General features: G+C 44.2%; 20 protein-coding genes and 1 pseudogene. 8 read left to right on the forward strand and 13 right to left on the reverse strand.

Features of this window, described 5'->3' with window-relative positions; translation table 11 throughout:
* Positions 1-103 precede the first annotated feature (103 nt).
* Positions 104-1,081 carry an NAD(P)H-dependent flavin oxidoreductase gene (locus IWT5_RS06365; protein WP_191981291.1) on the forward strand — a complete coding sequence of 326 codons (978 nt, stop codon included), beginning with the start codon at positions 104-106 and terminating at the stop codon, positions 1,079-1,081.
* Positions 1,082-1,154: 73 nt separating this feature from the next.
* Here the strand turns inward: IWT5_RS06365 and IWT5_RS06370 are convergent, their stop codons facing one another.
* From IWT5_RS06370 to IWT5_RS06385, 4 genes are all read right to left on the reverse strand, one after another.
* The gene (locus IWT5_RS06370; RefSeq protein WP_089109112.1) at positions 1,155-1,937 is read right to left on the reverse strand and encodes an ABC transporter permease; all 783 of its coding nucleotides are present in this window, start codon (positions 1,935-1,937) and stop codon (positions 1,155-1,157) included.
* Complete coding sequence (locus IWT5_RS06375) at positions 1,930-2,586, reverse strand: ABC transporter ATP-binding protein (protein WP_089109113.1); 657 nt, start codon at positions 2,584-2,586, stop codon at positions 1,930-1,932. Before IWT5_RS06375 ends, IWT5_RS06370 begins: the two co-directional genes overlap by 8 nt.
* 193 nt (positions 2,587-2,779) lie before the next feature.
* Positions 2,780-5,668, reverse strand: coding sequence for a KxYKxGKxW signal peptide domain-containing protein (locus tag IWT5_RS06380; protein ID WP_159459299.1), 2,889 nt, complete (start codon positions 5,666-5,668; stop codon positions 2,780-2,782).
* A 322-nt stretch (positions 5,669-5,990) separates the two neighbouring features.
* Positions 5,991-6,638, reverse strand: a complete 648-nt coding sequence (locus tag IWT5_RS06385) for a hypothetical protein (protein WP_089109114.1) — start codon at positions 6,636-6,638, stop codon at positions 5,991-5,993.
* 286 nt (positions 6,639-6,924) lie between these two features.
* Here IWT5_RS06385 and IWT5_RS06390 point away from each other — a divergent pair, with 286 nt between their 5' ends.
* Entirely contained in the window at positions 6,925-7,827 is a 903-nt protein-coding gene (locus IWT5_RS06390; protein WP_089109115.1) for a 3-hydroxyacyl-CoA dehydrogenase, read from the forward strand.
* Positions 7,828-8,023: 196 nt separating this feature from the next.
* Here the strand turns inward: IWT5_RS06390 and IWT5_RS06395 are convergent, their stop codons facing one another.
* Positions 8,024-10,957 carry a KxYKxGKxW signal peptide domain-containing protein gene (locus tag IWT5_RS06395; protein WP_089109138.1) on the reverse strand — a complete coding sequence of 978 codons (2,934 nt, stop codon included), beginning with the start codon at positions 10,955-10,957 and terminating at the stop codon, positions 8,024-8,026.
* A gap of 345 nt (positions 10,958-11,302) precedes the next feature.
* Entirely contained in the window at positions 11,303-12,475 is a 1,173-nt protein-coding gene (locus tag IWT5_RS06400; RefSeq protein ID WP_089109116.1) for an aminotransferase class I/II-fold pyridoxal phosphate-dependent enzyme, read from the reverse strand.
* Positions 12,476-12,848: 373 nt separating this feature from the next.
* On the opposite strand from IWT5_RS06400, the gene IWT5_RS06405 reads away from it, so the two are divergent.
* Positions 12,849-14,255 carry an amino acid permease gene (locus tag IWT5_RS06405; protein ID WP_089109117.1) on the forward strand — a complete coding sequence of 469 codons (1,407 nt, stop codon included), beginning with the start codon at positions 12,849-12,851 and terminating at the stop codon, positions 14,253-14,255.
* Between the two features lie 247 nt (positions 14,256-14,502).
* Here IWT5_RS06405 and IWT5_RS06410 read toward each other — a convergent pair whose 3' ends face one another.
* The 7 genes from IWT5_RS06410 to trxA all read right to left on the reverse strand — a co-directional run bounded on the left by IWT5_RS06410 (position 14,503) and on the right by trxA (position 19,352).
* A complete protein-coding gene (locus tag IWT5_RS06410; protein ID WP_089109118.1) occupies positions 14,503-15,045 on the reverse strand; it encodes a phosphoribosyltransferase family protein in 543 nt (180 codons plus the stop codon).
* Between the two features lie 151 nt (positions 15,046-15,196).
* A complete protein-coding gene (locus IWT5_RS06415; RefSeq protein ID WP_089109119.1) occupies positions 15,197-15,793 on the reverse strand; it encodes a hypothetical protein in 597 nt (198 codons plus the stop codon).
* A gap of 20 nt (positions 15,794-15,813) precedes the next feature.
* On the reverse strand, positions 15,814-16,767 hold the full coding sequence (locus IWT5_RS06420) for an alcohol dehydrogenase catalytic domain-containing protein (protein WP_089109120.1): 954 nt from the start codon (positions 16,765-16,767) through the stop codon (positions 15,814-15,816).
* 24 nt (positions 16,768-16,791) lie between these two features.
* Positions 16,792-17,286 (reverse strand): MarR family winged helix-turn-helix transcriptional regulator, encoded by a 495-nt coding sequence (locus IWT5_RS06425; protein WP_089109121.1) that lies wholly within the window; start codon positions 17,284-17,286, stop codon positions 16,792-16,794.
* A 157-nt stretch (positions 17,287-17,443) separates the two neighbouring features.
* A complete protein-coding gene (rsgA, locus tag IWT5_RS06430) occupies positions 17,444-18,514 on the reverse strand; it encodes a ribosome small subunit-dependent GTPase A (protein WP_089109122.1) in 1,071 nt (356 codons plus the stop codon).
* Between the two features lie 237 nt (positions 18,515-18,751).
* Complete coding sequence (locus IWT5_RS06435; RefSeq protein WP_089109123.1) at positions 18,752-18,991, reverse strand: metal-sensing transcriptional repressor; 240 nt, start codon at positions 18,989-18,991, stop codon at positions 18,752-18,754.
* A gap of 43 nt (positions 18,992-19,034) precedes the next feature.
* Entirely contained in the window at positions 19,035-19,352 is a 318-nt protein-coding gene (trxA, locus tag IWT5_RS06440; protein WP_089109124.1) for a thioredoxin, read from the reverse strand.
* Positions 19,353-19,524: 172 nt separating this feature from the next.
* Here trxA and IWT5_RS06445 point away from each other — a divergent pair, with 172 nt between their 5' ends.
* The 5 genes and pseudogenes from IWT5_RS06445 to IWT5_RS06465 form a co-directional block, all read left to right on the forward strand.
* A complete protein-coding gene (locus tag IWT5_RS06445; protein WP_089109125.1) occupies positions 19,525-21,993 on the forward strand; it encodes an FAD-dependent oxidoreductase in 2,469 nt (822 codons plus the stop codon).
* A 158-nt stretch (positions 21,994-22,151) separates the two neighbouring features.
* Positions 22,152-23,234: an ACR3 family arsenite efflux transporter gene (gene arsB, locus IWT5_RS06450; protein ID WP_225360241.1), complete on the forward strand. Its 1,083-nt coding sequence runs from the start codon at positions 22,152-22,154 to the stop codon at positions 23,232-23,234.
* Positions 23,235-23,272: 38 nt separating this feature from the next.
* Positions 23,273-23,686 carry a hypothetical protein gene (locus IWT5_RS06455; RefSeq protein WP_089109126.1) on the forward strand — a complete coding sequence of 138 codons (414 nt, stop codon included), beginning with the start codon at positions 23,273-23,275 and terminating at the stop codon, positions 23,684-23,686.
* A 517-nt stretch (positions 23,687-24,203) separates the two neighbouring features.
* A complete protein-coding gene (locus IWT5_RS06460) occupies positions 24,204-25,046 on the forward strand; it encodes a zinc ribbon domain-containing protein (protein WP_159459300.1) in 843 nt (280 codons plus the stop codon).
* A 223-nt stretch (positions 25,047-25,269) separates the two neighbouring features.
* Positions 25,270-25,473: pseudogene (locus IWT5_RS06465) on the forward strand (ISL3 family transposase); the annotation flags it as partial.

Consider the following 25,473-nt stretch of genomic DNA (forward strand, 5'->3'; position numbering starts at 1 on the left):
TAATTTTTATTTTAAAAGTTAATGGTAACTTTTTGCTTTCGCTACTATAATAACACTTGTAAGTGAATTGTATCACAAAAAATTATAACTGGAGTGAATAATCATGACAAATCGTGTTGCTCAAATTTTGAAGATTGAAAAACCAATTATTCAAGGTCCACTACTTTGGCTGACTGATGCTAAATTAGTTGCCGCCGTCAGCAATGCAGGCGGTCTAGGTGTTCTTGGGTTTAACGCTGGTCAAACCACCGTTACCCATTCACTCGACGAAACCATGGCCCGTGTACGTAACGAAATTCATAAAATCCGTCAATTAACTGATAAACCGTTTGGCTTAAATTTGGCCATGTCCAACGATCCTCATGACACGTTCTTCGAGCCAACCCTTAAACTCATGATTGAGGAACAAGTTCCCGTTGCCGTTTGTGCCGGTGATTTGAATGCTGATCAAGTTGCCGAAATTAAAGCAGTTGGTATTACCGTTGTCTTTCGTCCTATAACACCAACCGTTGAAATCACTAAACAGGCTAAAGCTGCAGGTGTAGATATTTTCGTCGCCACTGGTTTCGATGAAGGTGGCACCGTTCCCACAAAAGTCGTTGGAACCCTTTCAGCTGTCCCAATGACGGTAGATGCTGCTGATGATATGCCAGTGATGGCAGCGGGTGGGATTGCGGATGCTCGAACAGCTAAGGCAGTCTTTGCACTTGGTGCTGAAGGCTTATATGTTGGAACTGCCTTTATGATGTCAGAAGAGAGCCGGATGGCTGAAAATATCAAAGAGTTAGCACTTAAGTCGGATGCTGATGATTTACTGATGTACCGCACTGTGCCCGCTTACTACCGTTCATTGCCTGGAGAAATGCCTAACAAGATGGTTCAGTTGGATGCTGAGGGCGCAAGTCGAGAAGATATTTATCAAACCGCAGCAGGTTACGATGGCATGCGTCTTGGGATGCTCGTAGGTGACCTGTCCAAAGGATTTGCCTCATTTGGATTAGGTATCTCACAAATTCATAAAATTGAACCTGTCTCAGTAATCATGGATCGCCTTAATGCGGGTGTTCCAGTGGAAAATTAAAATCACAGACGCTAAAAAGACAACCTTCCTAGCCGTATTGGAGATAGAAAGGTTGTCTTTTTGCTTTATCAGCTTATTTGGCCGAATTTGACGATTTATCACTCAATTGCATATCACTATTATAGTACCTTGGATAAGCCAAATAGCAGGCAATCACACTGCCGATACTGGTAGCTGCTAGCAACATGAAGGTTACCATAATCTGATACATGATGGCTTTGGTGGGATCAACGCCGGCGAAAATCAAGCCGGACATCATCCCGGGAAGACTAACGATTCCCACCGTTTTAGCCGAATCAATCGTGGGCGCCATACCCGTCCGAATCGCCATTTGAACGATGTGAGCAGAAGCTTGTTTTAAATTAGCACCCAACGCTAAGCGTTCCAAGACGCCCTGCCGCTGATCGTGAAAACTGGTGTTCATACTGCGGTAGGCCAAACCGATGGCCACCATTGCGTTACTGGCAATCATCCCTGACACTGGCACAATCTGACTAGGCGTAAAGCGCACCGCACCAGCTAGAACGAGCAGCAAAATCGTTACCAACGTTGACGTTGCGATGGCCAGCAGACTGATGATAAACGCATGGGGAATACCATCTGCCCGTTTGTTGGCGTTTAACGCCGCGTTGAAAATAATGATCGCTACCATCAATCCTGTGAGCCAGATGCGGTCGATTTTAATGATATAAGTCAGTACATAGCCAACGATTGTCAGCTGAATAACCGCCCGGATCACCCCAATAATCATATCGCGTTCCAGACCAATTTTTTCCTTCAGATTAATCACTAAAGCAATAACGACCAGTACAACCGCAAATGCCAGCGCGGTGGGACTAACGATTAAATTATTCATGAGTGGGCACCTCGATTCTACCGTCACGAATTCTCAGCAGATCATCCGCTGCTGCAATTTCCGTTTCGTCATGGGTCACCGATAAAACGGTCACGCCACTTTCACGGTAGGACTGAATTAGCCGGTGAACCACACCCTTGGTATCCACATCCAGCCCCGCTGAAATTTCATCCAGCAGCAACACTTGGGGCTTAAATAGAAGGTTCCGGACTAACGCAACGCGCTGCTTTTCACCACCAGATAATTCGATGATTGGCTGATCTAGCATTTCAGCCGTCAGTTCCACTGAGTCTAAAGCAGCAAGTGCTTTTTGCTCATCAAAATTTTGACCGCGAATTTCAAATGGAAAAGCCAAGTTATCGCGAACAGTCTCCCCAAAAAGTGTCGGCTGCTGAAAGCAGTACGAGACTTGTTGCCGATAAAGCGGCTTAGGGTACGTGGATTGGTCTTTGCCATTAAACATCACGGTACCTGATGTCGGTGTCAGCAAAGTTGCTAATAACCGCAGAAAAGTGCTTTTACCAGAGCCGGATGGCCCGGCAATCGTCAAGTTAGCGCCTTTAGCAATTTGAACTGTCATATCATGCAAAATCTGATTTTTGCCATTCTTATAACCTAATCCCTGAACATCAAAAATTGGTTCTGTCATCATCATTCCCCCATCAATTCTATTGAGTTAAGTTTAGCTTAGAAAGCCCTTTTTTGCTAGCAACTCGTCGTTTGGACAACAGCATGATCCGGCTTTCAATTAAATATTCATAGTAGAAACCATAAAAATGGCACGTTCAGTTGAACGTGCCATTTTACTACTAACTTATCTTATCTTAGTATCTTTGAAGACATTAATCACGACGTTTCTTTTCAACTCCTAAAAGACCAAATAGTGATATTAATGCAGCGCCAAGTACGCTAAGAGCGCCAGTAGCTGTTTCATTGGTTTGAGGCAATTGACCACTCTTCTTTGTAACAGCTGAAGCAACTGTACCAGTGGCGTTACTTACACCGGATTGCGTCCCTTGAGCAGCACTAGCCGTTGTGACGACACCAGATTGAACTGATGATTGACCTTCAGTCTTCACTACGCCACCCTGGCTGATCCCAGTTTCAACGGTGGTCTTGCCACCCTTTTCTGTTGGTGGAGTTGGGACTTTATTGTCAGTCGTTACGTTGGTTGTGCCGTCATGCTTTGACGGAGTTGGCACTTTTCCAAGTTCGTCGGTAGGCGGAGTTGGCTGTTCATCCTGACTGGTAGGCGGAACAACTACCGGTGGCAGTTTTGCATAGTTAACTGTCACGCTCTCATTGGTTGGCATACCCGTTGTTGCAGGTAACCCTTCTTGTGCCACTACGGTAGCTGGGTTGCCATCAATAGTAGCTGAGTAACCCGGAATAGTTGGGATCACGTATTGATCGTAACCATTTTGAGGCGTGTAAACTGACTTCCCAGTTACCTCATTAGTCAGCTTCTTGTACCAAACCGTCTGAGTCACTGGGTTCATGTTCACACTGCCATCCGAGCTGGTAAAGTTGATGACTCGAGTCACTGGAACATAGTTAATATCACTTTTTGGCGTGTAAACGTAGTAAACGATTCTGTGCATGGCATCGTAAGTACCGGTTGGCTGGCCGTACACTTTATTAAGTTCATAACCCTTTTTGTCGAGCACGGGTTGATAAGCTTTGTTGACCACGCCGGTGTCGTAATTTCCAGACGGCAAGATACCTTTATCAGGATCAAAATCACCATAGGACTCCTGTTTAAGCACTTGACCAGTAGAAGCATCCAGAAAGACAACTTCAACGGGTTGATTAGGAATGTAATCTGCCAGTGGTGTTAAACCTTGCGCTAAGTTGCCATCACCGTTATTGGTACCCACTGTACCAGTCAATGTGTAATTAGCGTATTGATTGACCACGTGACCATTAATTGTCGTTGCTGCACCAATAATCGGTTTCGTCGCAGTAATTTCAGGAAGCTTGTCATGAGTATAGGTGGCGCCTGAGATATCAAAATCATTGACCTTGCCAGATACATTACCCAATTCACTAGCTTTGGTAATGGTATCTGCTAGGTATGTCGCTCCGGGATTTGGATCAGTGGTCGTCTTCTTATAGTAGATATTTAAAGTAACTGGATTGCCACCAGTTTCATCAATTGACTTAAAGCCAGTTCCCTTCAATGCATTTGCCGCCTGAGTGGCTTGTTCATCATACGTATATCCATCAAACGTTGGTTCATAATCAAAATTATAGTTAGCATCCCCGCTAATCAAGCCAACCGGATCCTGTGCATCATATTCAATTTGAAAAATAACGTCGGCTGGCTCATTCTCGTTGACATAATTAATCAAGACGGGCGCTAATTTCTCATAATAAGCTTTAATCGTCTTTTCCTGACCTACTGGTACAAAACTGAGGTCGGTCGTATCACCATTGCCCACAAATTTGTAACCAGCAATTTCAGCCTGCGCAACTTTGCTAGGCACTTTCAACTGACTGAGTTCAGTCGTAGATGCTGTTGTTTGAGCCGTGTAACTGCCATTAATTTGAGTTGGCGTACCAGGAATTGAAGAGTACCCACTGTTGAATACGAGCGGTTGATTTGTATCCTTATCCACATAGTCAACTGTAACCTGACCCGTGACTGTTCTAACTGGTGTTGTTTGGGTGTGCGTTGTAGTTGGCCCTGTCGTCGTTGTTTTAGCAGGCGTAAGATTCTTATAAAGTGCTGTAATGACCTTATTATCTGCCACTGGCGCAAAGTTTAATGTATCACCATCAGCCAATTTATCAAATGAATAACCCGTGATTAAGGGCTCAGCAAGGTCCTCCTTAACTTTTACTTTAGTGACTAACCCCGATTCAATCTTTGTCGTAGCGGTATAGTCATCCGCAATTTTCGCTTGAGTATCTTCATCGACATACTGAACTGTGACCTGCCCTGTCACTGCTTTAACTGGTGTTGTTGCTTGCGTCGTGGTTGGCCCTGTCGTCGTTGTTTTAGCAGGCGTAAGATTCTTATAAAGCGCTGTAATGACCTTATTATCTGCCACTGGCGCAAAGTTTAATGTATCACCATCAGCCAATTTATCAAACGAATAACCCGTGATTAAGGGCTCAGCGAAGTCTTCCTTAACTTTCGCTTTTGTCACTAGTCCTGATTCAATCTTTGTCGTGGCGGTATAGTCATCTGCAATTTTCGCTTGAGTATCTTCATCGACATACTGAACTGTGACCTGCCCTGTCACTGCAGTTTGTGGGGTTGGTGCTGATACTGCCGTTACAACTTGTGGCTGCCCTGTTTGAGCATACTGATAACTAGCTGCTGACTTAGCCTGATTAATTTGACTACTGTTTGCGCTACCTAAATTCGTGACTTTAGGTACAGTATTAGCAGAATTGCCACTTGTTGACTTAGCTATACTTGAATCATGATTGACAGCCGCAGCCTTAGCTGACACTGGTGCGGTCACACCGTCATTCTTAGTTTGAACACTGTTTTCACTGGTAGTATTGTCCACCGTAGCCGTTGTGTTTGTCGTGGTCGCAGTTGGTGCTACCTGCGCACTGGCTACGGGTACCCCCATTAACGTCGTCATACCAAGAGCCACGGTCGTAATCCCTGCAGCAATCCAAAATTTGCCGGCCTTATACATTTTAACATGATGCACCAATTTTGCCTCATCCTGAAGCAGACTCTGATGCTTTTCATTTACTTCATCAAACTTCATATTTCTCCCCCCTAGAGTAATAGACAACATAGAATCAACTAAATGAAATTGTTCAGCTCAGAAGTCATGTATGATTGAAGTGATTTATCAGTCGATTGGTCCTTCATTGCACCCCTGCAAACCAGTCAGCTAAATAAAAATGATATTTTTACAACCATTGTGAATAATTAATCAACTTCTGATCACCTACATTGTAATACATTTATGGCAAAATGGAAGGGGGTAAACTAATAAAATCTAACCGTTTTGAACTTTTTGCACAAATAACATTTTGCTTATCTTGAAACCCACGTAAATCTAAAATAACATTCAATAACCGGCCTTAATCGCCCACATTGACTAACCACGCGTCACAATTCCAATACTGTTTTAGGGTTGATGATCCCGTAATGACACCTTGCATATAAAGCTGTTTTAAATTGAAGAAAAATAGTGGTGAAGCTGTTGAGAACTGTTTCATAACTTCCCTAATGACTTGGTATTCTTCAGCCGCTAAGTGTACCAGCTGTTTTTGATGTGTCTTTAGATGTGCGACACCAGCTGTACTCACCAGCAGATTACTGCTCCACACAATTTGCTTGATTATTCCGAAGCCATTCTCTTTTGCGTCTCGAATAAGTACGTCAGTTGAACCACCAGCATTAATAAAGTTTGTGAACCAAAAAGCATACCGATTGCGGAGAAAAATATTATGTGGCGGCAGCAGTCGTAGTTGCCGTATGTAGGCGGTTATTGCCACTGCCCGTTGGCCTAATGCGCGCTGAATAACGGTGAGGTGTTCTAACGTCTGCTCATAGATTGTCAGATTGGCCTGACCGCTAAAGAAATCAGCTTCCCCATCTGCCGGCACCGACATAAGAGTTAATATAGCGCGATTAGTTAGCCCCAATTGCGCTTGAATCGTCTGTATAGCTTCTAATAACTTTGAAGCATTCCGCGTTGCTTGCTCCTCCCAATCAGCTTGAGTCATTTAATCAGCTTCTTTCTTACTTATCCCTATTAAAGCTTCAGTCAAACTCACTATATCATACTCACTCGGAATAGATTGTAGCTGCATCACACGCGCCTCATTAAAATGTCTAGCCACTCTCATTATAGATGAGAAATCCTTCCAATTTTAATCAATTATTTATCAAACAAATTAGTTATTTTATACCATTTTTGCCTAAATAGGCCATATTCTTTGACCCCAAAACAGCTGCTCAATTATACTTGATATAGTCAAAAGTATGATTTAAATAAAAGGAGACCTGATTATGACAAGCATGAATAACGTAACTGTAGCCGGATCCGGCGTTTTAGGCAGTCAAATTGCCTACCAATGCGCTTACCGCGGCAAGCATGTCACCGTCTACGACATCAACGACCAAGCCATTGAGAAAGCCAAGTCTCGTATTGCGGGACTTGAGACCAGTTATCACCGTGATTTAGGGACTTCGCCACAGGCTTTTGCTGAAGGGCTATCACGAATTTCGTATACCACCGACCTAAAAGCAGCTACTGAAAATGCTGATATCATCATCGAATCAGTCCCCGAAAAGCCACAGATCAAACACGATTTTTACGTTCAATTATCGACGATTGCACCAGCTAAAACCATTTTTGCCAGCAACTCCTCCACATTAGTTCCCAGTCAGTTCATGGCAGATACTGGTCGGCCGGCGCAGTTTTTGAATCTCCATTTTGCCAATGAAGTCTGGAAGAATAATACTGCGGAGATTATGGGTTCACCGAAAACGGACCCAAAAGTCTATGATGAAGTGGTTGAATTTGCTAAAGAAATCGGAATGCTGCCTATCAAGCTAAAGAAGGAACAGCCCCGCTACATTCTCAATTCGATTCTCGACCCTTACCTGGATGCTGGTTTAACGCTATGGGCAAAGGGCGTCGCAGATCCTCACACGATTGACCAGACCTGGATGAAAGCAACTGGTGCACCAATGGGTCCCTTCGCGGTCATGGATCACGTTGGTTTGCGAACCGAATATAATATCCATTCAGTACTCGCTCAAGAATCTAACAATGCCGATCTAATCAAAGCGATGTCAATGATCAAATCCATGATTGATGATGGCCATCTCGGCGTTGAGTCTGGTGAAGGCTTCTACACGTATCCCAGCCCGCTCTATGAGCAAAAGTCATTTTTAACGGTTAACTAAGTTGAATCCCATAATTTCAATCATTGACCACTACGACTTTATCCTGCAAATTGGGCTGGCTCAAATTTGATATAGGTGTGTACAAATAAATTGATACAAAAAGAGGCCGAATTTTTTTCAGCCTCTTTTTTTGATTACTTTTAAGTGAGCTTAACCCGTTTTGAGGACAGATTGTTAAAATTCCTCGCCGAGATAATTAATCACGACGTTTCTTTTTAATTCCAGAAAGTCCAATCATTGACATTAATACAGCACCAAGAAAGCCAAAAACACCATCATATTTTTCGTCCGTTTGTGGCAACTGAGCACGCGTTGTCGACGAGACGTTTGGATTAGTTGTTAGATTGTCAGTTTGATTAACTGTCACATCCGTTGTTACACCAGGCTGAACCGGTGAACCACTTCTCTTCGACACAGGGACACCCTTTGTTTTATCTGTTTCAACTACTGTTTTGCCGTCCTTTTCTGTGACCGTTGGTACTTGATTGTTAGTAGTGACGTTAATTGCGCCATCTGAGCCATCATCAGGTGGTGTTTCCACATCCTCAGTTGGAGGAATAATCACAGACGGCAGTTTAACATAGTTAACCGTCACGCTCTCATTGGTCGGCATCCCGGTTGTTGCAGGCAACCCTTCTTGTGCCACCACTGTAGCCGGCTGGTCGTTAATTATGGCCGAATAACCTGAAAGTGTTGGGATTTCGTATTGTACAAATCCATTTTGAGGTGTGTAAACTGACTCACCGGTAACCTCATTAGTCAGCTTCTTGTACCAAACCGTCTGTGTCACTGGGTTCATGTTCGCACCACCATCTGAACTCGTAAAGGTAATCACTCGAGTCACAGGAACATAGTTAATATCCCTTTTCGGTGTGTAAGCATAGTAAACGATTCTGTGCATGGCATCGTAAGTACCCGTTGGCTCACCGTATACTTTAGCAAATTCATACCCTTTTTCCGCCAAGTTAGGCTGATAAGCCTCATTAACCACACCCGTGTCATAATTGCCAGACGGTAAAATCCCTTTAGCTGGATCAAACTCACCATAGAATCCCTGCTGGAGAATTTTGCCGGTAGAAGCATCCACAAAGACAACTTCAACGGGTTGATTAGAGATGTAATCTGCTATTGGCATTAACCCTTGCGATAAATTGCCAGCCTGATTATTAGTCCCAATTGTACCCGTTAGTGTGTAATTAGGGTATTGGTTCACGACATGACCATTGATTGTCACCACCGCACCAGAGACTGGATTTGCCACTGAAACTTCAGGTAAACTATCACGTACAAATGTGGCCTCTGATGCATCAAAATCATTAATTTTAGTCGAGGTGTTTGTTACATCACTTGCTTTTACAATAGAATCGCCAATATACATGGCCCCTGGATTAGGATCAGTAGTCGTCTTTTTATAGTAGACATTTATAGTGAATGGTAGGCCATCAGTCTCATCTAGCGACTTAAACCCATTTCCTTTTAAGACACTTTCTGCCTGAGTTTTTTGCTCATCATACGTATAACCGTTAAAAGTTGGCTCATAATCAAAATTATAGTCAGCACTGCCACTAATCAAAGCAACCGGATCTTGAGTATCGTAATTAATTTGAAAAATGACATCAGCTGAATCATCCTCGTTCACGTAATTAATCAAAACGGGGGCCAATTTCTCATAGTAAGCTTTAATCGTCTTTTGTTGATCGACTAGTGCAAAAGTCAGGTCAGTGGTGTCATTACCCACGAATTTATAACCGGCAATTTCAGCTTGGGCAACCTTGCTAGAGACTGTTACCTGACTTAAATTTGCTTCGGATACAGTTGTTTGAGCCACGTAAGTCCCATTAATTTGAACCGAATCACCTGGGATTGAAGACTGACCACTGTTAAATTCAAGAAGCTGTTGCGTATCCTTATCCACATAGGCAATCGTGACCTGACCCGTAACGGTTGCTTTCGGCGTTGTTTCCGTCTGGGTTGTGGTTGGACCGGTCGTTGTGGCTTGTGCAGAATCATTCTTATAATAGGCCGTGATTGTCTTGCCTTCGGCCACTGAGGCGAAGTTCAACGTATCACCATCACCTAATTTATCAAACGTATATCCGAGAATTGTGGGTTCTACATAGGCATCTTTAACTTTCATTTTTGTCACTAAGTCTGGGCTGACCGCTGTGGTGGCGGTGTAGCTACCGCTAATTGTTGCTGGAGCTGCTGCTGGGAAACCTGCTTTATCTCTGTCAAATGATAGCACAGCGGTCGGATCATCTTCATCAACATATTTAATGGTGACTTGACCTGTGGCCGTTTTCTCCGGCGTCGTTTCCGTCTGGGTTGTGGTTGGCCCCGTCGTTGTGGTTTGTGCAGAATCATTCTTATAATAGACCGTGATTGTCTTACCATCAGCTACTGGGGCGAAGTTCAACGTATCACCATCACCTAATTTATCAAACGTATATCCGAGAATTGTGGGTTCTACATAGGCATCTTTAACTTTCATTTTTGTCACTAAGTCTGGGCTGACCGCTGTGGTGGCGGTGTAGCTACCGCTAATTGTTGCTGGAGCTGCTGCTGGGAAACCCGCTTTATCTCTGTCAAATGATAGTACTGCGGTCGGATCATCCTCATCAACATATTTAATGGTGACTTCTCCAGTAGCTGTAGTCTGTGGTGCAGATGCAGAGACTGCTGTAACGACCTGTGGCTGACCAGTTTGAGCATACTGTTTACTAGCCGCTTGCTTAGCCTGATCAATTTGAGTCCTATCTGCGTCACCTAAGGTTGTAACCGCTGGTGCTAATTCAGCAGAGCTATCACCGGTTTCCATATCTTTACTTAGATCATTAATAACAGCGGCAGTCGATTGTGTTGATGTCGTCATCTGAGTCGTCTCACTGGTTTTGAGGCGATAGCTGGATGCACTGACACTGTTTTCAGCCGATTTCACAGCTGCCGTTGTATCTGTGGTAGCAGCACTAGCTACCGGTAATCCCGTTGCCGTGAAAATGCCAAACACCGCAGTCGTCATTCCTGCGGCTATCCAAAGTGTGCCGGACTTATATAACTTAACGTGATGTGCTAATTTTCGTTCATCCTGATGAAGTTTCTGCCGCTTTTGATTCAGTTCATCATGCTTCATGGTTCTCCCCCCTAGGGTGAATTAATTAAACTAGTCTCCTCCAAACAAATGTGTTAGCCAACATAGCCTGCTAATACTAACAATCATTACTTGAGATAATCAACTTTTTACTCCCCAATTTTAATCTATTTATCGCTAAAATAAAAGCGTTTTAATTTATTATTTTACGTGGTGTCAACCTATGTATGAGCAAAGTTAACTGTCGTATTCTTAGCTGACATGAACAAAACAGATGTACTGACCAGCATCAATAAAATGAGTCACATAATAAAAAATATCCCGTAACCTTAAAGGTCGCGGGGTATTAATGGATACATTTTTTATCTCAGTCGCAAACTAACACCATTATTTAGTCAACGCACCGACCCGGGTCAATTCCTTGGTTAATGCTTCTATGGCAGCGTGCAGATTTTCATCACTGGAAGCATAACTGATTCGTAAGGCTTGCGGATCACCAAACGGCGTACCAGGCATTAGACCAACGTGATAAGTTTTAGCTAAATGCTGGGCAAACGTAAAGCTATCTTGCCCGCACTGTTCGGGTATTTTCGTGAAAATGTAAAATGCCCCTTTAGGCGCGACGTAGGTCATCCCAATTCTGTCTAATGACTGTGTCAGGTAATCTCGCCGTTGCTGATAAATTTTGCGCATGGCAGCTGCATCATTTTGCCCATGTGTCAGTGCTTCAACGGCCGCGTATTGCACGATTGAAGTTGGCGTGGTGACTTCAAACTGGTGAGCCTTAGCAATCTGGTCAATCACCCCGGTTGGCCCAAATACAAAACCAATTCGCCAGCCGGTCATGGCGTGGGACTTGGAAAGCCCGTTGATAATAATCGTTTGCTCGGGTAGCCACTTGGACAATGAGTAGTGACTAACGCCGTACGTGAGCTCACCGTAAATTTCATCACTAATGATCCAAATCTGATTGTCCCGGAATACCGGTACTAAAGCAGCCAACTGTTCTTCGGAATAAACTGCCCCCGTTGGATTAGAGGGGTCTGTAATGACGACCCCTTTGATCGTGACGTCTGGGTGAGCGGCAATGGCAGCCGTTACTTGTTGAGGTGTCAGCACACAGTCAGTGTCAGTGGTATCGACCATGATGGGCACTAATTGATTGAGACTGGCCATGGCCTTATAAACCGGATAGGCCGGCATGGGAATCAATACCCCATCGCCTGGCTTGAATAAGGTTTTAAAAGTCGCTGATAACCCTTCAGTAGCACCAACGGTACAAACAATTTGATCAGCTGAGTATTGGTAGCCGAATTTTTCACAGTAATACTTGGCCGCAGCATCCCGTAATTCCTGAATCCCCCAGTAATAAGGATAATGCGACTGATCCGCATTGATTGACGCAATGGCCGCTTTCTTGATGTGTTCCGGCACATTAAAGTCGGGCTCACCCAGCGTCAATTTCACCATCTGCGGGTCACCACTAATTTCGTGATCAAACACCCGCAACGCGGAAGGCTTAACAGCTAAAACATCAGGATTCAATTCATCAATTTCCATAAACGTGATCCCTCCAAGGAATTTGTTAACACCATAACCAGTCATGAATATTGAGTTGAATATTCATTGATTATTAACGTAAATGACAAGTCACAACAACTAAGTTTAAAGCGCAACGTATACCAGTAAACAAGCGGACGTAGACGAGTAAACTAGCACGAATGTGTAAGTATTTATTCACTAATTTTTAGCTTTGAATATTCATTAGATTTTAATTAGTGAATATTTTAATTCGTCTTTTCCTTGCTAATAAACTAAATATAGCATATTTTTAGCTCATTTTACAGACTAAATTCAAATCAAATTCTAATTTAATACTTGAATTTTTTATCACTTGGTGATTAAATACAGATAAACAAAAAGGAGTGAGTCTATGGAGAAACACAACAATATCAATGCCGATGGCACGAAACGAACTTTATCTAATAGACACGTTCAAATGATTGCATTAGGAGGGACGATTGGTACCGGGCTATTCTTAGGTGCCAGTACTTCCATTAAAAAAACTGGTCCATCAATTATTCTGGTTTACATCATCATTGGGGCTTTTTTCTTCTTAATGATGAGAGGCATTGGCGAAATGCTGTATCAAGATCCATCGCAACACACCTTTATCGCGTTTATTTCTCGGTATCTCGGTGACAGAACCGGCTACTTTGCCGGCTGGACTTACTGGATCGGCCTTGTCTGTGTGGGGATGGCAGAACTGACCGCAACCGCTAATTACGTTCAGTTCTGGTTGCCGCACGCTCCTGGCTGGCTGATTCAAATCATCTTTCTGGTCATTCTGACCGCCGTGAACTTGATTGCCGTCCGCCTGTTTGGTGAAGCTGAGTTCTGGTTTTCAACCATTAAGATCATCGCTATCCTCGCCATGATTGCTACTGGCTTCTTCCTGTTATTTAGCCATTTTAAGACGCCTACTGGAACAGTTACCATGACCAACGTCACGTCTAATTTCACCTTGTTTCCAAACGGTGCTAACAACTTTATCGGTGCTTTTCCAATGGTCTTCTTTGCATTCTTGGGCATGGAATTTATTGGGATTACCACCGCTGAAACCAAGAATCCTCATCACGTTTTGCCTAAAGCCATTAACGAAATTATCGTTCGAATCCTGATTTTCTATATTGGCGCTTTGTTTGTGATCATGCTAATTTATCCCTGGCGCAGTCTTTCAACAACTCAAAGTCCCTTTGTTCAGGTCTTTTCTCTGGTTGGTCTGCGGGCAGCTGCAGCTGTCATCAACTTCGTGGTCTTGACCTCATCCGTTTCAGCCCTTAACAGTATGATTTATTCCTCAGGCCGGCACTTCTTCCAGTTGGCCATTGAATCCCACAGTCCCTTTATGCGGCGCTTCAAAAAAATTTCCACTCATGGTGTTCCTGCGTTTGCGATCCTCATTTCTACTGGGTGTGTGCTACTGTCGCCATTACTGAGTGTGCTACCGGGGGTCTCAAACGCCTTTAGCCTGATAGCGTCTGCCACGAGTGACCTTTACCTGATTGTTTACGCGCTGACCATTATTGCGCATTATCGTTACCGCCACTCCGCTGACTTTTTACCAAATGGCTTCTTAATGCCAATGTATAAGGTTGTTGACCCGTTGTTAATTATCTTCTTTGGTGTCGTTTACCTCAGCCTATTCTTTGATCCCAGCAACCGGATCCCAGCACTCTTAGGTATCGTTTGGTGTGTTGTCTTTGGTTTCTTTGCTTCAAAGGAGAAATCAACGGTGCCTCACGCAAACGCAACGGCTGTTAATCAAAAAACAGTCTAGTTGAAGTCGCTAAAAGAAGCTGCGACACAACTCGGTAGATTCCAGAATATAACACAAAACGACGTCATTCCGGTGGGCTTTATCGGGATGGCGTCGTTTTGTGTTATATGGCCGGAATCTGAGTTGTAGAGCAGATTAAGGCTATATTTAAGTAGTGAGCTAAAGCAAATTTTAGAAAGTGTGTGCGTCAAGAAACTAAATTAAATCCTTATCGATATAGACTTATGGCACAACTACTTTTTAATTTTTAGAATAATGGTAACGTGCCCAATGTCATAATATCCTGACGCTTTTGCGCATCGCCTTCCGCCAAAACCGCCAGCCGGTTAACAACTTGCGCATCCGCCTGCTGTAACAACTTTTCGGCTGCTTGCAGCGACCCGCCCGAGCTGATCACGTCGTCAACAATTACCACGCTTTTCCCCTTCAGTTTGGCCGCGTCCGTTCCGTCCAAAACTAATTGCTGATCAGCCGACGTTGTGATGGCTGTTACGGGTGCGGTTAGTGGCGACACCATGTAATCTTTCACACCCTTACGCAAGACGAAATACCGTTTCCGGCCACTTAACCAAGTTATTTCCTGGGCTAGCGGGATGCCCTTGCTTTCCACCGTGACAAAATAATCAAAGTCTAAATGATTCAATTTCTTCAGTAGCTGTTCAGCGGCCCAATGGGTCAATTCAGCATCGCCCAATAACACAAACGAGGCAATTGTCACGCCATTTGGTAGCGTCATGACGGGCAAATGACGAACAAGTGAGCCAAGTTGTAAACGGTAAGTTTTTGGCATGGAAATATCTCCTTTGGGGTCATCATTTTGATTAACGCTAAATATCACCCATAGGATAGAACATTCCCACCCTAAAATAAACAGAAAACACGCAAATAACATAAAAGGACTCGCAACTACTTTGCGAGTCCTTTTATGTTATTTTAAAATTCTACGCTAACGGCATTGGTGCCTCTAATTGTGGCCCTAACCCACGACGAGCGCGTACCCAGTCGTCGCCATACCACATCTCGGTCTTTTGCCGGCCAGCAGCATAATCCCAGATATTATACCGCTCAAATTCGACCAGCTGACCATTCGGTCCTAAACCAATCCATTCGTAACTGCCCATATCCTCTGTATTAGCATACTTGGCCCACATTAGTGGAAAGGTTACTGTATGACCATTTGCGTCAGTATAACTGCGCTCTTGTCCATCCAAAATCCGTAGTCGTTCTAACTTGCCACGATAATTCGGGGCAACCTGCTGCCAGATCCGTTCTGCCTGATCCCAAGCTTCCTTCTCAGTTGGCATTGGACCAGAAAGCGGCTGTGTCAACGCGTTATACGTATACAGTTCACCGCCCTCTGGATACATGACTGTAATATGTTCTCTGCCAAGCGCCTCGTCCGGTAAGTTTGATGGTTGATAGCGTAGGAGATGCACCTGTTCATCGTTTCGTGGAACTAACTTATTCACCACGATCTTGTAATCATTGGGAATCTGTAATTCTGGATAAGTCTTACCGTCAATCGTTAATGCGGTCATTAGTAGCCTTCTTTCATTTATTAAGGAAGCACCACCATTTTGCCAAAGCTATCACTGGCTTCCAGCGCTGCTTGAGCATCACCAGTATGTGCCAGATCAAATGTCTTCGTTGGCTTGACGTCAATATGGTGAGTTTCAATGATATTCAGCATGTCGTTAAAGGCTTCCGCACTGCTTGCTACACCAGACTCGAAGACGGTCAGGCTTGCACCATTTGGAATGACGAAAGCACTGAAATCTGGCACTGTCCACTGATCGCCTAAGCCACCAGTCATGCAGCAATACCCAAATTGGTTGAGGTGTGGCAACGAATCATTCAATGTTGCTGGACCGACAAGTTCAATAATGGTGTCAAAGTGGTCGTCGGTCTGAACTTGATTATCTTTATCCAAAACCGGCTTGTCACAGCCAATCGCCTTTAACTCAGCGAATTTTTCTTCATGGCGAGTACTGCCAGTGATCGTCACTGACGGATTCATGGCCTTGGCTAATTTGATGGCTGCAGTGCCGACACCACTGGTAGCACCACGAACCAACAGGGTTTTAGCTTTTTCAATATGGGCGTTTTTAAGTGATCCGTAAGCAGTGAAATAAGTTTCTGGAACGGCAGCCAGTTCAGCCCACGATAAGTTAGTGTTCACTGGGTAAATCTGCTCATTTGGCAGTAACGCATATTCAGCGTAGCCGCCGTCGAACTCGCGGCCCATACCACCCATGATGCTGACCACTTTTTGACCAACTGGTAGTCGGTCAGCTTCCGTCGTATCAGCAACTTCACCGACACATTCGATTCCTAGAATTCGTGGGAACTTAACGGTTGGTGATTCACCTTTCCGGGTATAAATCTCTGAATGGTTAATGCCAAAGCCCTTCACACGAACTAAACTCCAGCCCGGCTTAACTTTTGGCGTTGGCACCTCTTTTAACTTCAAAACTTCAGGACCGCCTGCTTCTTCAATGACGATAGCTTTCAATTTGACAACTCCCCTTCTGTTAATTTAATCAGTATCCCCGTGAAGCCGAGCGAATGACTGCAACACTTTAACCAGCTGCTCAGTATCAAAATCAGGAAACTGCTGTTTAGTGATTTGAATACATTGTGCTTCTTCTTGATCTAAAATGGCTTTGATCTCTGGATAAGCTTTCTCACCATCAACGGTCAGCTTCAATTCCTGGGCCCGCTTATCCTTAGACGACCGTCGCCGATCAACCAGGCCTTGGACAACCAGTTGTTTGATTGCCCGTGTCACGTTACTAGGGTTGATAAACTCCGCTTCAATTAAATCTTTCTGGGTCAACCCCGGATTATCGTGAATCTTCAACAGATAGTAATACTGACTGGCACTAATATTGATGCGAGCCAGCTGCTGCCCTAGATGTTGACTGCTTTGACGGCCAGCAATTATCAGCCATTTAACAATGGAATCGTCACCGGTATCGATCACTTGACCAGCCTCCTTACACGCAATGGCTTTATCGTTTACTTCAGTCATAGTTTATCACCAATTAGTTGCGCTCGCAAATAAATATTTTGAAATTTATCGGTAAGGAAAAGGCCTCACACTGATTGGTGTGAGACCTCTCTTGGTACTTAATTCAGTTATTTAGCCCAACAGAGCTCTTACTAAAGTTCATCCATTACGATATGAATTACCGGCGTTTTTGCCGGACCTCTTTCATAAACGACTTCATTTGTTTTTTACTGCCAAACATCCGGTTGATTTTGGCATTTTCCCGTGCTTTACCACGCAAAAGATTATTCGACTGTTCGGCTTGCAGCTGCAAATAGCTGGCTAAACGATCCTCAGAAAGCTCACCGCACGCCACCGCTTGTCGCACTGCACAGCCAGGCTCATGCTGATGCGTGCAATCACTGAACCGACACCCTTTTGCTAATTCAGTAATATCTTCAAAGGTAGTGTCAATATTAGCATCAAGTAATCCCAGTTCACGCATGCCCGGTGTATCAATCACCAAACTGCCATTGGGTAACTTGATCAGTTGCCGCGCCGTTGTGGTGTGCCGCCCATGAGCATCATTTTCCCGAACTTCGTTGGTTGCTAATGCTGATGTTCCCAGCAAGTGATTAATCAACGTCGTTTTACCAACGCCTGATGACCCGAGAAAAGCATACGTGAGTCGGGGTTGCATGAATGCCATTAGCTCATTCATGCCCTCGTCACGCGTAGCATCACAGACGATCACGTCCGCGTCCCCGCTGACTTCTGCAACCGCCGCTAACTGTTCAGCTAACTCAGTGGTTTTATCCGCCTTCGTCAAGACAACGGCCGACTGTGCACCAGAAGCCGCTGCGACGGCCAAATAGCGCTCCAACCGGCGCACGTTGAAGTTGGCATCCAAGGCCATACATAGAAACAGCCAATCAATATTAGCCGCCACTAATTGAGCATCCGACCGCCGCCCCGCTGCTTTACGCAAGAAAACGGTAGTTCGTTCATCTAACCGTTCAATGGTTGCTGTATCCGCTTGATTGTCTGGCAGCCGTACCTGCACCCAATCACCAACAGTGGGATAATCTTCAGGTTCAGTGGCCAGATTCAATAATCGACCGGCCAATTGGGCACGAAACTGTCCCCGTTCGCTGACGATCGTGTATTGCTGATGACTGGTCGCAATAGTTCTGGCCAAATTTAATCCAGTGACGATTTCTTGTGCCTCACTGGCACCATATTCTGTTAATTTAATTGTTTTGTCCTCCATAACCGCGGAGAACTAAGCTTTGTAGTCCTCCAGTGACGTCACAACGCCCATTACAATGCCCAACATACACGTTCATCCTTTCTGTGGCGAGTTGAATCGCCTTATTGATGTTATTGTACCAAAATTGGCGGCAAGTACAACCGCTATGTGCTTGCTAAAACCAGCAGATGCAAAAAGCTGAATCAACACCATTCAGGTATCAATTCAGCCCCTAACTCTTTTTTGGCTAACGTTAAACTACAGTTTCGAAATCAGCTTCAAAGATGATTGCAGCTCTTCATCTGACGCATCAGCCATCTTTTGGGAAATGTTTTCAGTAATAATCATGCCCATGACCCGCTTGACGCTAGCTTCTACCGCACTCAGCTGGGTCACAACTTCAGCACAATCCCGTCCTTCAGTCATCATGGCCTGAATGCCACGCAGCTGACCTTCAGCACGCTTTAGTCGATTAATTAATTTGGGATCACAAGCCATCCGTGTTACCTCCTACAAATTACTTGGTACCACTATATCATATTTAATCAACGTATTGGGACAGTCTGGATTTGAATGCCGGTTCCGGCATGAAACCGACGATTCGATCAACGATTTGGCCGTCTTTCTTAACGATAAAAGTTGGGATTCCCTGAACCTGCATCTGCATTGCCGTCTGTTGGTTTTCATCCACGTCCAGTGATTTAAAGGCAACTTTGTCTCCTAATTCATCGGCCATCTTTTCGACAATTGGATTCATCATTTTACATGGTGGACACCAAGTTGCGTTAAAGTCGATCACAACGGTTCCGGAATCTGTTTCTTGATTAAAGTTTTGGTCATTAATTGATTTTACTACCATGTGAACACCTGCTCTCTTAATTGTTGAATTTATTATACCTTCCAAGGGTATACCAGTCAACTAAATAGATTATGCTGTTTTGCTGGGATTTTTCATTCGAATTGACAATATACCGTTATGGGGTATAATGATTTCAAGCTTAATTAATTATTTCACAAGGAGGAACTAAAACATGTCTGAACGAATAATTATTGTTGGTGGTGTCGCTGGTGGAGCATCCGTTGCAACCCGACTGCGCCGCCTGAACGAGGACGCAGCCATCACGATGTATGAAGCGGGACCTTACATTTCCTTTGCGAACTGCGGCTTACCTTACTACGTTGGTCAAACCATCCCTGATCGGGAAAACCTATTTGTTTCAACTCCCGAAGATATGCGTGATGATTTTAACATAGACGTCCAAGTGAATAGTAAAGTCACCGCCATTGATCCAGCAGCTAAAACCATTACCGTGCAAACCACCAACGGCACCAAAACGGACAGTTATGATAAGTTAATCCTGTCTATCGGTGCCAGCCCAGTTGTTCCTCATTTCCCAGGACTTGCTGAGGCCGATAACGTGTTCACCGTGCGAACGGTGCCAGATGTCGATAAAATAACGGCCTATATCAATCAGCATTCACCAAGGCATGCCACTGTCGTTGGTGGCGGCTTTATTGGTCTGGAAATGGTCGAGAACTTGCGTGAACGTGGCCTGAATGTGACCTTAGTTGAAGCGACGCCTCAGGTCATGCCTAACTTAGACTTTGAAATGGTACAATTCTTACATGAGCATTTAGCTTTAAACAACGTGGATGTCCGGCTTAACACTAAATTGGAAGCGTTTGCTGATAACGGCCATACGCTTCAACTAGCTGACGGTGAGGGTCTGGAAACGGATCTGGTTATCTTAGCAATCGGTGTTAAACCCAATTCTCAATTAGCCCAAGATGCTGGTATTAATACCAACGAGCGGGGCTTCATTTCAGTGAATAAACACTTCGAAACCAACCTGCCTGATGTTTATGCCATCGGGGACGTTATTTCAGTGGAAAATGCCATCACCAAACAAACCGTTTCCATCCCGCTTGCAGGGCCAGCCAACCGTCAAGGCCGGTATCTAGCAGACTACCTAGCCGGTTTTGATCGGCAGAATCCAGCCGTGCTTGGTACCTCTGTAGCGAAAGTATTCGCACTGACCACCGCTTCAACTGGGGCCAATGAACGCCAGCTGAAAGCTGCGAATATCGATTATCAAGTCATTCATCTACACCCGAACTCAAGCGCCGGTTACTATCCAGGTGCTGCGCCAATCGAGCTCAAAGTACTTTTCGCGCCAGATGGTGACATCCTCGGCGCACAAGCTGTGGGCACAAAGGGCGTTGCCAAACGGATCGACATCATTTCCACGGCCATCCGCTTCCATGCTAAAGTGGCCGAATTAGCGGATATTGAAGTGGCTTACGCACCACCTTACGCTTCTGCAAAAGATCCCGTTAACTTTGCGGGTTATATGGCTGGTGATCTTCAAGACAATTTAGTTGCCACCATTCAGTGGAACGAAGTTGACGCTCTATTGGCGAATGACGCTTACTTCTTAGATGTGCGCAATCCTGATGAACTATTGGCTGAACCGGCCTTAGATAACGCGGTCAACATTCCCAGAAGCGAAATCCGCGACCACCTTTCAGAATTGCCTAAGGATCAGCCAATATACGTTTACTGTGCTGCCGGTCTTCGCGGCTACAACGTCGTCAGAATTCTAGTCCAACACGGCTTTGAGGCAATCAATCTCGATGGCGGTCTTAAAACTTATCGAACAGCTAAATATCAGTTGTCCAGACCTGAAAAAGCACCAATCAAATCAGCAGCAAACAAAACCGTGGAATCTGCTCCCGCTCAACCCGTTGACCAAGTTGAACTGGATGCCTGCGGTTTACAGTGTCCCGGCCCAATTCTTAAGGTCAAAAACGCCATGCAGGAATTAGCTGATGGTCAGCAGTTAAAGGTAACCGCCTCTGACTTTGGTTTTTATAAGGATATCGGTGCTTGGGCCAAGGCGACTGACAACACCATTTTAAGCAATGAAATTCAGGGTGATAAAGTAGTTGCCACAGTCCAAAAAGGGCTGGAGAATACCGTTTGTCCGACTGATAACCCCAAAACTGAACCGGTAGCAACCGCTAAAACGAACGAAGAAGGAACAACGATCGTGGTCTTCGACGGCGACTTCGACAAAGCCATTGCCAGTCTGATTATTGCTCAAGGCGCTGCTGCGATGGGCCAGCCAGTCACGATGTTCTTTACTTTCTGGGGATTAAACGTGATTAAGAAGTCTGGCGTAAAATTACACAAGAAGGGCTTTGCCAAAATGTTTGATATGGCCCTCCCCCATGGTGCTCAAAAGTTGCCGCTTTCTAAGCTCAACCTACTGGGCGCCGGCAGAAGCATGATGAAAAAATTAATGCATAACAACAATGTGGATCAACTAGACACCATGCTGCAAAAAGCTCAGGATGCTGGCGTTAAAATGGTTGCCTGCACCATGAGCATGGATCTGATGGGTGTCCAAAAAGAAGAACTGATCGATGGTATCGAATTTGGTGGGGTGGCTGCCTACTTAGGCGATGCCCGTCAACGAAATACTAGCCTGTTTATCTAAAATATTGAGTCTGACCGAAGACACGTCATCACCTTAGTTTAATAATTGTGATGGCGTGTCTTTTTATATTAAGCTAAAGGCCGAGGCCGTGCCTGCGTATGCCACATTGACCAGCATTCCTGACTGAACTACTATTTATGTTATAGAGGTGTTGCAGCTTGAAAAATTCAGAAAAATTATCTAAATACGATCGTTACATGACTGTCTGGATCATTCTGGCGATGATTGCAGGCATCGGCTTGGGGGTGCTCTTCCCAGCAGTCAGTAAAACCATTACTCAGCTACAAGTCGGCACAACTTCTGTTCCCATTGCGATTGGGCTGATCCTGATGCTGTATCCGGTTTTGACCAAGGTGAAGTACGAAGAACTCGGTCACGTCTTTAGTGATTGGCGAACCCTTGGTGTCTCACTTCTCCAAAACTGGCTTTTCGGCCCGTTGCTGATGTTCTTACTGGCCGTGACGTTTCTACGTCATGAACCTGGCTATATGACCGGCCTCATTTTGATCGGTTTAGCACGGTGCATCGCCATGGTGATTATTTGGAGCCAATTAGCGCACGGTGACAACGAATATACGGCTGGACTAGTGGCATTAAATTCAATCTTTCAAATTATTTTCTATACCGTCCTCGCCTATGTCTTCCTAACCGTTTTGCCCAACTGGTTTGGCTTAAGTGCCTACCACGTCACGGTTTCGATGGGCGCAATTGCCAAAAGTATTGGCTTATACCTTGGGGTGCCGTTTATTGCCGGCATTAGTTCGCGTTATCTGCTCATTCACTGGCGCGGCCGTGAGTGGTTTGAATCCGTCTATCTTAAACGCATTAGCCGGATCACCTTCTGGGCACTGATTTTTACGATTCTCGTGATGTTTGCAGTGAAGAGTAAGCAGGTCGTGGCATTGCCATTAGATATGGTCCGCATCGCGATCCCACTAATTTTGTACTTCGTTTTGATGTTCAGCATCACGTTTGTCATTTCTTATCATATGAAGCGGTCTTACGCTGTCACAACCTCACTATCATTAACCGCCGCCAGCAATAATTTTGAACTAGCCATTGCGGTGGCCGTTGGGGTCTTTGGCATTAATTCGCCTGAAGCCTTCACAGCAGTGATTGGCCCACTGGTTGAAGTACCGGTTATGCTGGGTCTAGTCAACGTAGCGCTGCACTTGAAGCAGACGTTAAATTGGAATCAAACCGATAGTCAAGCTAAGCAAATTTATCATTTGAAGGGGTAATCGTTAAATACGCTTTTTAAATTGAGGTGGTTACAGTTATGAGATATCCAAGAATCCTAAGTATCGTTGTCATCCTAGCCGTCGCGGTGGGCATCGTCCTCAAACTCACAAGTTTCGGCGTGGGCGCACCATCAAGTTTAGTGGGCACCTACTCGGCTGCTTCAGTTCCGGGCAGATCAGGCGGTGTTATTGTAATTGATTCGCGTTCAATTACTTATACGCCATCGGGTTATACAGCGTTTAAAGCTAAAAATCTGAGATGGCATAAATACGGTCAGTATTACCGCATTAGGGGCCAAGTCGCTAAGAATGCGTACCACTCCGGCTATAAGATTGATAACATGTATTACCGCAAAGCAAATCAATTAAAGTATCTGACTTACGACCAGTACAAGGAAAATCACCATAGTTTTAAGGGTGTGACACCGTTTAAGCTAGTTGGTCGACGGTAGATTAAAAAACACTATCCACTATTAGCGGATAGTGTTTTCTTTTAAAGTTTGCAAAGCAGAGTTATTGAAAGTAATTTTTTCATCAAATTTAAAAAAATAATTCGAAAATTCCCTATTTAACCTCTGCTTTGATATACTTAAAGCTTACGCTAATAATAAACGTATTTAAGGATAAGAAACTAAAACAGTTGAATAGCAGAGATCAACTTATTCACACTATTACATGAATCCTATTTTTAAATTTCAATTGTTGTTGGTATCAAACACATGTGCTTGCGAATCGCTTAAGTGGACTAAGAACAATATCTATTGGTGAACCGTAGCACATCACAAGGATGGAGATGTTGTGCAAACCCTGACTGAGCTTTACCCGCACCAAATTATCGCTTGTTTCACGTTGTTTATTTTTTGAGCTCATCTAACCCCTTTCTACAAGCTGTTTTGGTAGAAGACAAGATGAGACACGTATCATGATGAGTAACACGCACTTATTTTAGTTACATTAAGGGGAATTATAGTGGAAAAGAGATATTGTATTGACTGTGGTAAAGAACTGCCCGACGAAGCCGAATTCTGTCTTTACTGTGGTGCTAAACAGGCGACAGTAAAGACCGATGTCTCACATGCGGTTCAACAGTATGAAGATTCAATCAACACATCCAAGACTCAAAATGATAAAAATACGAAGAGATCCAATTCAGCTCCAAAAGCTTCAACCGTGGAACATACACCCGCTCCCGAAAAGAAATCTAAGTCAAAAAAAGCAAAACGTAGAACTAAACGAGTATGGGCTATTCTGATGGCGGTTATTGTTATTTTCATTGCAGTAGCAGTTCACGCTAGTCACAATTCAAGTTCCGCTACCGAGACCGCAACGTCTTATAATGACAGCAGCTCTGATAGCTCAAGTACAGATGATTCTGACTATGACGATGCGGATGATTCAGATTACGATGATTCCTCTGACTCTGAGGATACTGGTGATTTTGAAAATAAACCTGTAAAGGGTATTTCTGCAGCAGATTACGACGCCACAGAAGCTGCTGGAAATAATTACTCTTATGGTGAACTACTTAAATCTGATGATTATAAAGGTGAATCCTACAACATCACAAACGCTCAAGTTCTCCAAGCCGACGAAGACGATGGCGCTACTCAGTTATTGGTGTATACAGATGAGTACGCAGATGAAATATTCACAGTCTATTATCCTGATACCACTGAAGCTGTGAAAGATGATTATGTCACCGTCAAAGGTGTATTAGGCAGCCGTGAAAATTACGATACCCAATCTGGCGGCTCAAATACTGTACCGACAATTGTTGCCCAAGATGTGACGGTCACCGGTCAAGGCAGTTAATAATCTACAAATAGTAATTGATATTATTCAACTTATAAATTTAAAATACCGAGGATAAATAATCTTGTTTAAACGGTTCTACAATATCTGTTGTTGGTAATAGATTTTATCTATTACTGATAACAGATTTTTTGTTACACTACTATTTAATAAAAAACGGGCATTCCCGCCCATTCATTAAAATCAACCTCGACGAAGATTTCTAGAAGGAAGGAATACCCTTATGAATTATGATACTACGAAGTTGTTGCTAGGCATAGATGATAAACATGTAAAAATTAAAGGTGGTACTGAACGGGCTAATGGGGTTATCCAGATTACTGGTAAATTGACCTATCGGCCAAAGGCCTGTGTACATTGTGGCGTCATCAATGATCATACGATTATCAACTATGGTTGGCGGGAAACGAATGTCCGCTTTGTCCAA

Origin of the sequence: Secundilactobacillus mixtipabuli, assembly GCF_002217925.1 — a bacterium.
Taxonomy (GTDB): Bacteria; Bacillota; Bacilli; order Lactobacillales; family Lactobacillaceae; genus Secundilactobacillus; species Secundilactobacillus mixtipabuli.

Bases quoted from the DNA above. Each gene is read 5' to 3' on its own strand.
- IWT5_RS06365 (WP_191981291.1), top strand. From the start codon at position 104: ATGACAAATCGTGTTGCTCAAATTTTGAAGATTGAAAAACCAATTATT.
- IWT5_RS06370 (WP_089109112.1), bottom strand. From the start codon at position 1,937: ATGAATAATTTAATCGTTAGTCCCACCGCGCTGGCATTTGCGGTTGTA.
- IWT5_RS06375 (WP_089109113.1), bottom strand. From the start codon at position 2,586: ATGACAGAACCAATTTTTGATGTTCAGGGATTAGGTTATAAGAATGGC.
- IWT5_RS06380 (WP_159459299.1), bottom strand. From the start codon at position 5,668: ATGAAGTTTGATGAAGTAAATGAAAAGCATCAGAGTCTGCTTCAGGAT.
- IWT5_RS06385 (WP_089109114.1), bottom strand. From the start codon at position 6,638: ATGACTCAAGCTGATTGGGAGGAGCAAGCAACGCGGAATGCTTCAAAG.
- IWT5_RS06390 (WP_089109115.1), top strand. From the start codon at position 6,925: ATGACAAGCATGAATAACGTAACTGTAGCCGGATCCGGCGTTTTAGGC.
- IWT5_RS06395 (WP_089109138.1), bottom strand. From the start codon at position 10,957: ATGAAGCATGATGAACTGAATCAAAAGCGGCAGAAACTTCATCAGGAT.
- IWT5_RS06400 (WP_089109116.1), bottom strand. From the start codon at position 12,475: ATGGAAATTGATGAATTGAATCCTGATGTTTTAGCTGTTAAGCCTTCC.
- IWT5_RS06405 (WP_089109117.1), top strand. From the start codon at position 12,849: ATGGAGAAACACAACAATATCAATGCCGATGGCACGAAACGAACTTTA.
- IWT5_RS06410 (WP_089109118.1), bottom strand. From the start codon at position 15,045: ATGCCAAAAACTTACCGTTTACAACTTGGCTCACTTGTTCGTCATTTG.
- IWT5_RS06415 (WP_089109119.1), bottom strand. From the start codon at position 15,793: ATGACCGCATTAACGATTGACGGTAAGACTTATCCAGAATTACAGATT.
- IWT5_RS06425 (WP_089109121.1), bottom strand. From the start codon at position 17,286: ATGACTGAAGTAAACGATAAAGCCATTGCGTGTAAGGAGGCTGGTCAA.
- rsgA (WP_089109122.1), bottom strand. From the start codon at position 18,514: ATGGAGGACAAAACAATTAAATTAACAGAATATGGTGCCAGTGAGGCA.
- IWT5_RS06435 (WP_089109123.1), bottom strand. From the start codon at position 18,991: ATGGCTTGTGATCCCAAATTAATTAATCGACTAAAGCGTGCTGAAGGT.
- trxA (WP_089109124.1), bottom strand. From the start codon at position 19,352: ATGGTAGTAAAATCAATTAATGACCAAAACTTTAATCAAGAAACAGAT.
- IWT5_RS06445 (WP_089109125.1), top strand. From the start codon at position 19,525: ATGTCTGAACGAATAATTATTGTTGGTGGTGTCGCTGGTGGAGCATCC.
- IWT5_RS06455 (WP_089109126.1), top strand. From the start codon at position 23,273: ATGAGATATCCAAGAATCCTAAGTATCGTTGTCATCCTAGCCGTCGCG.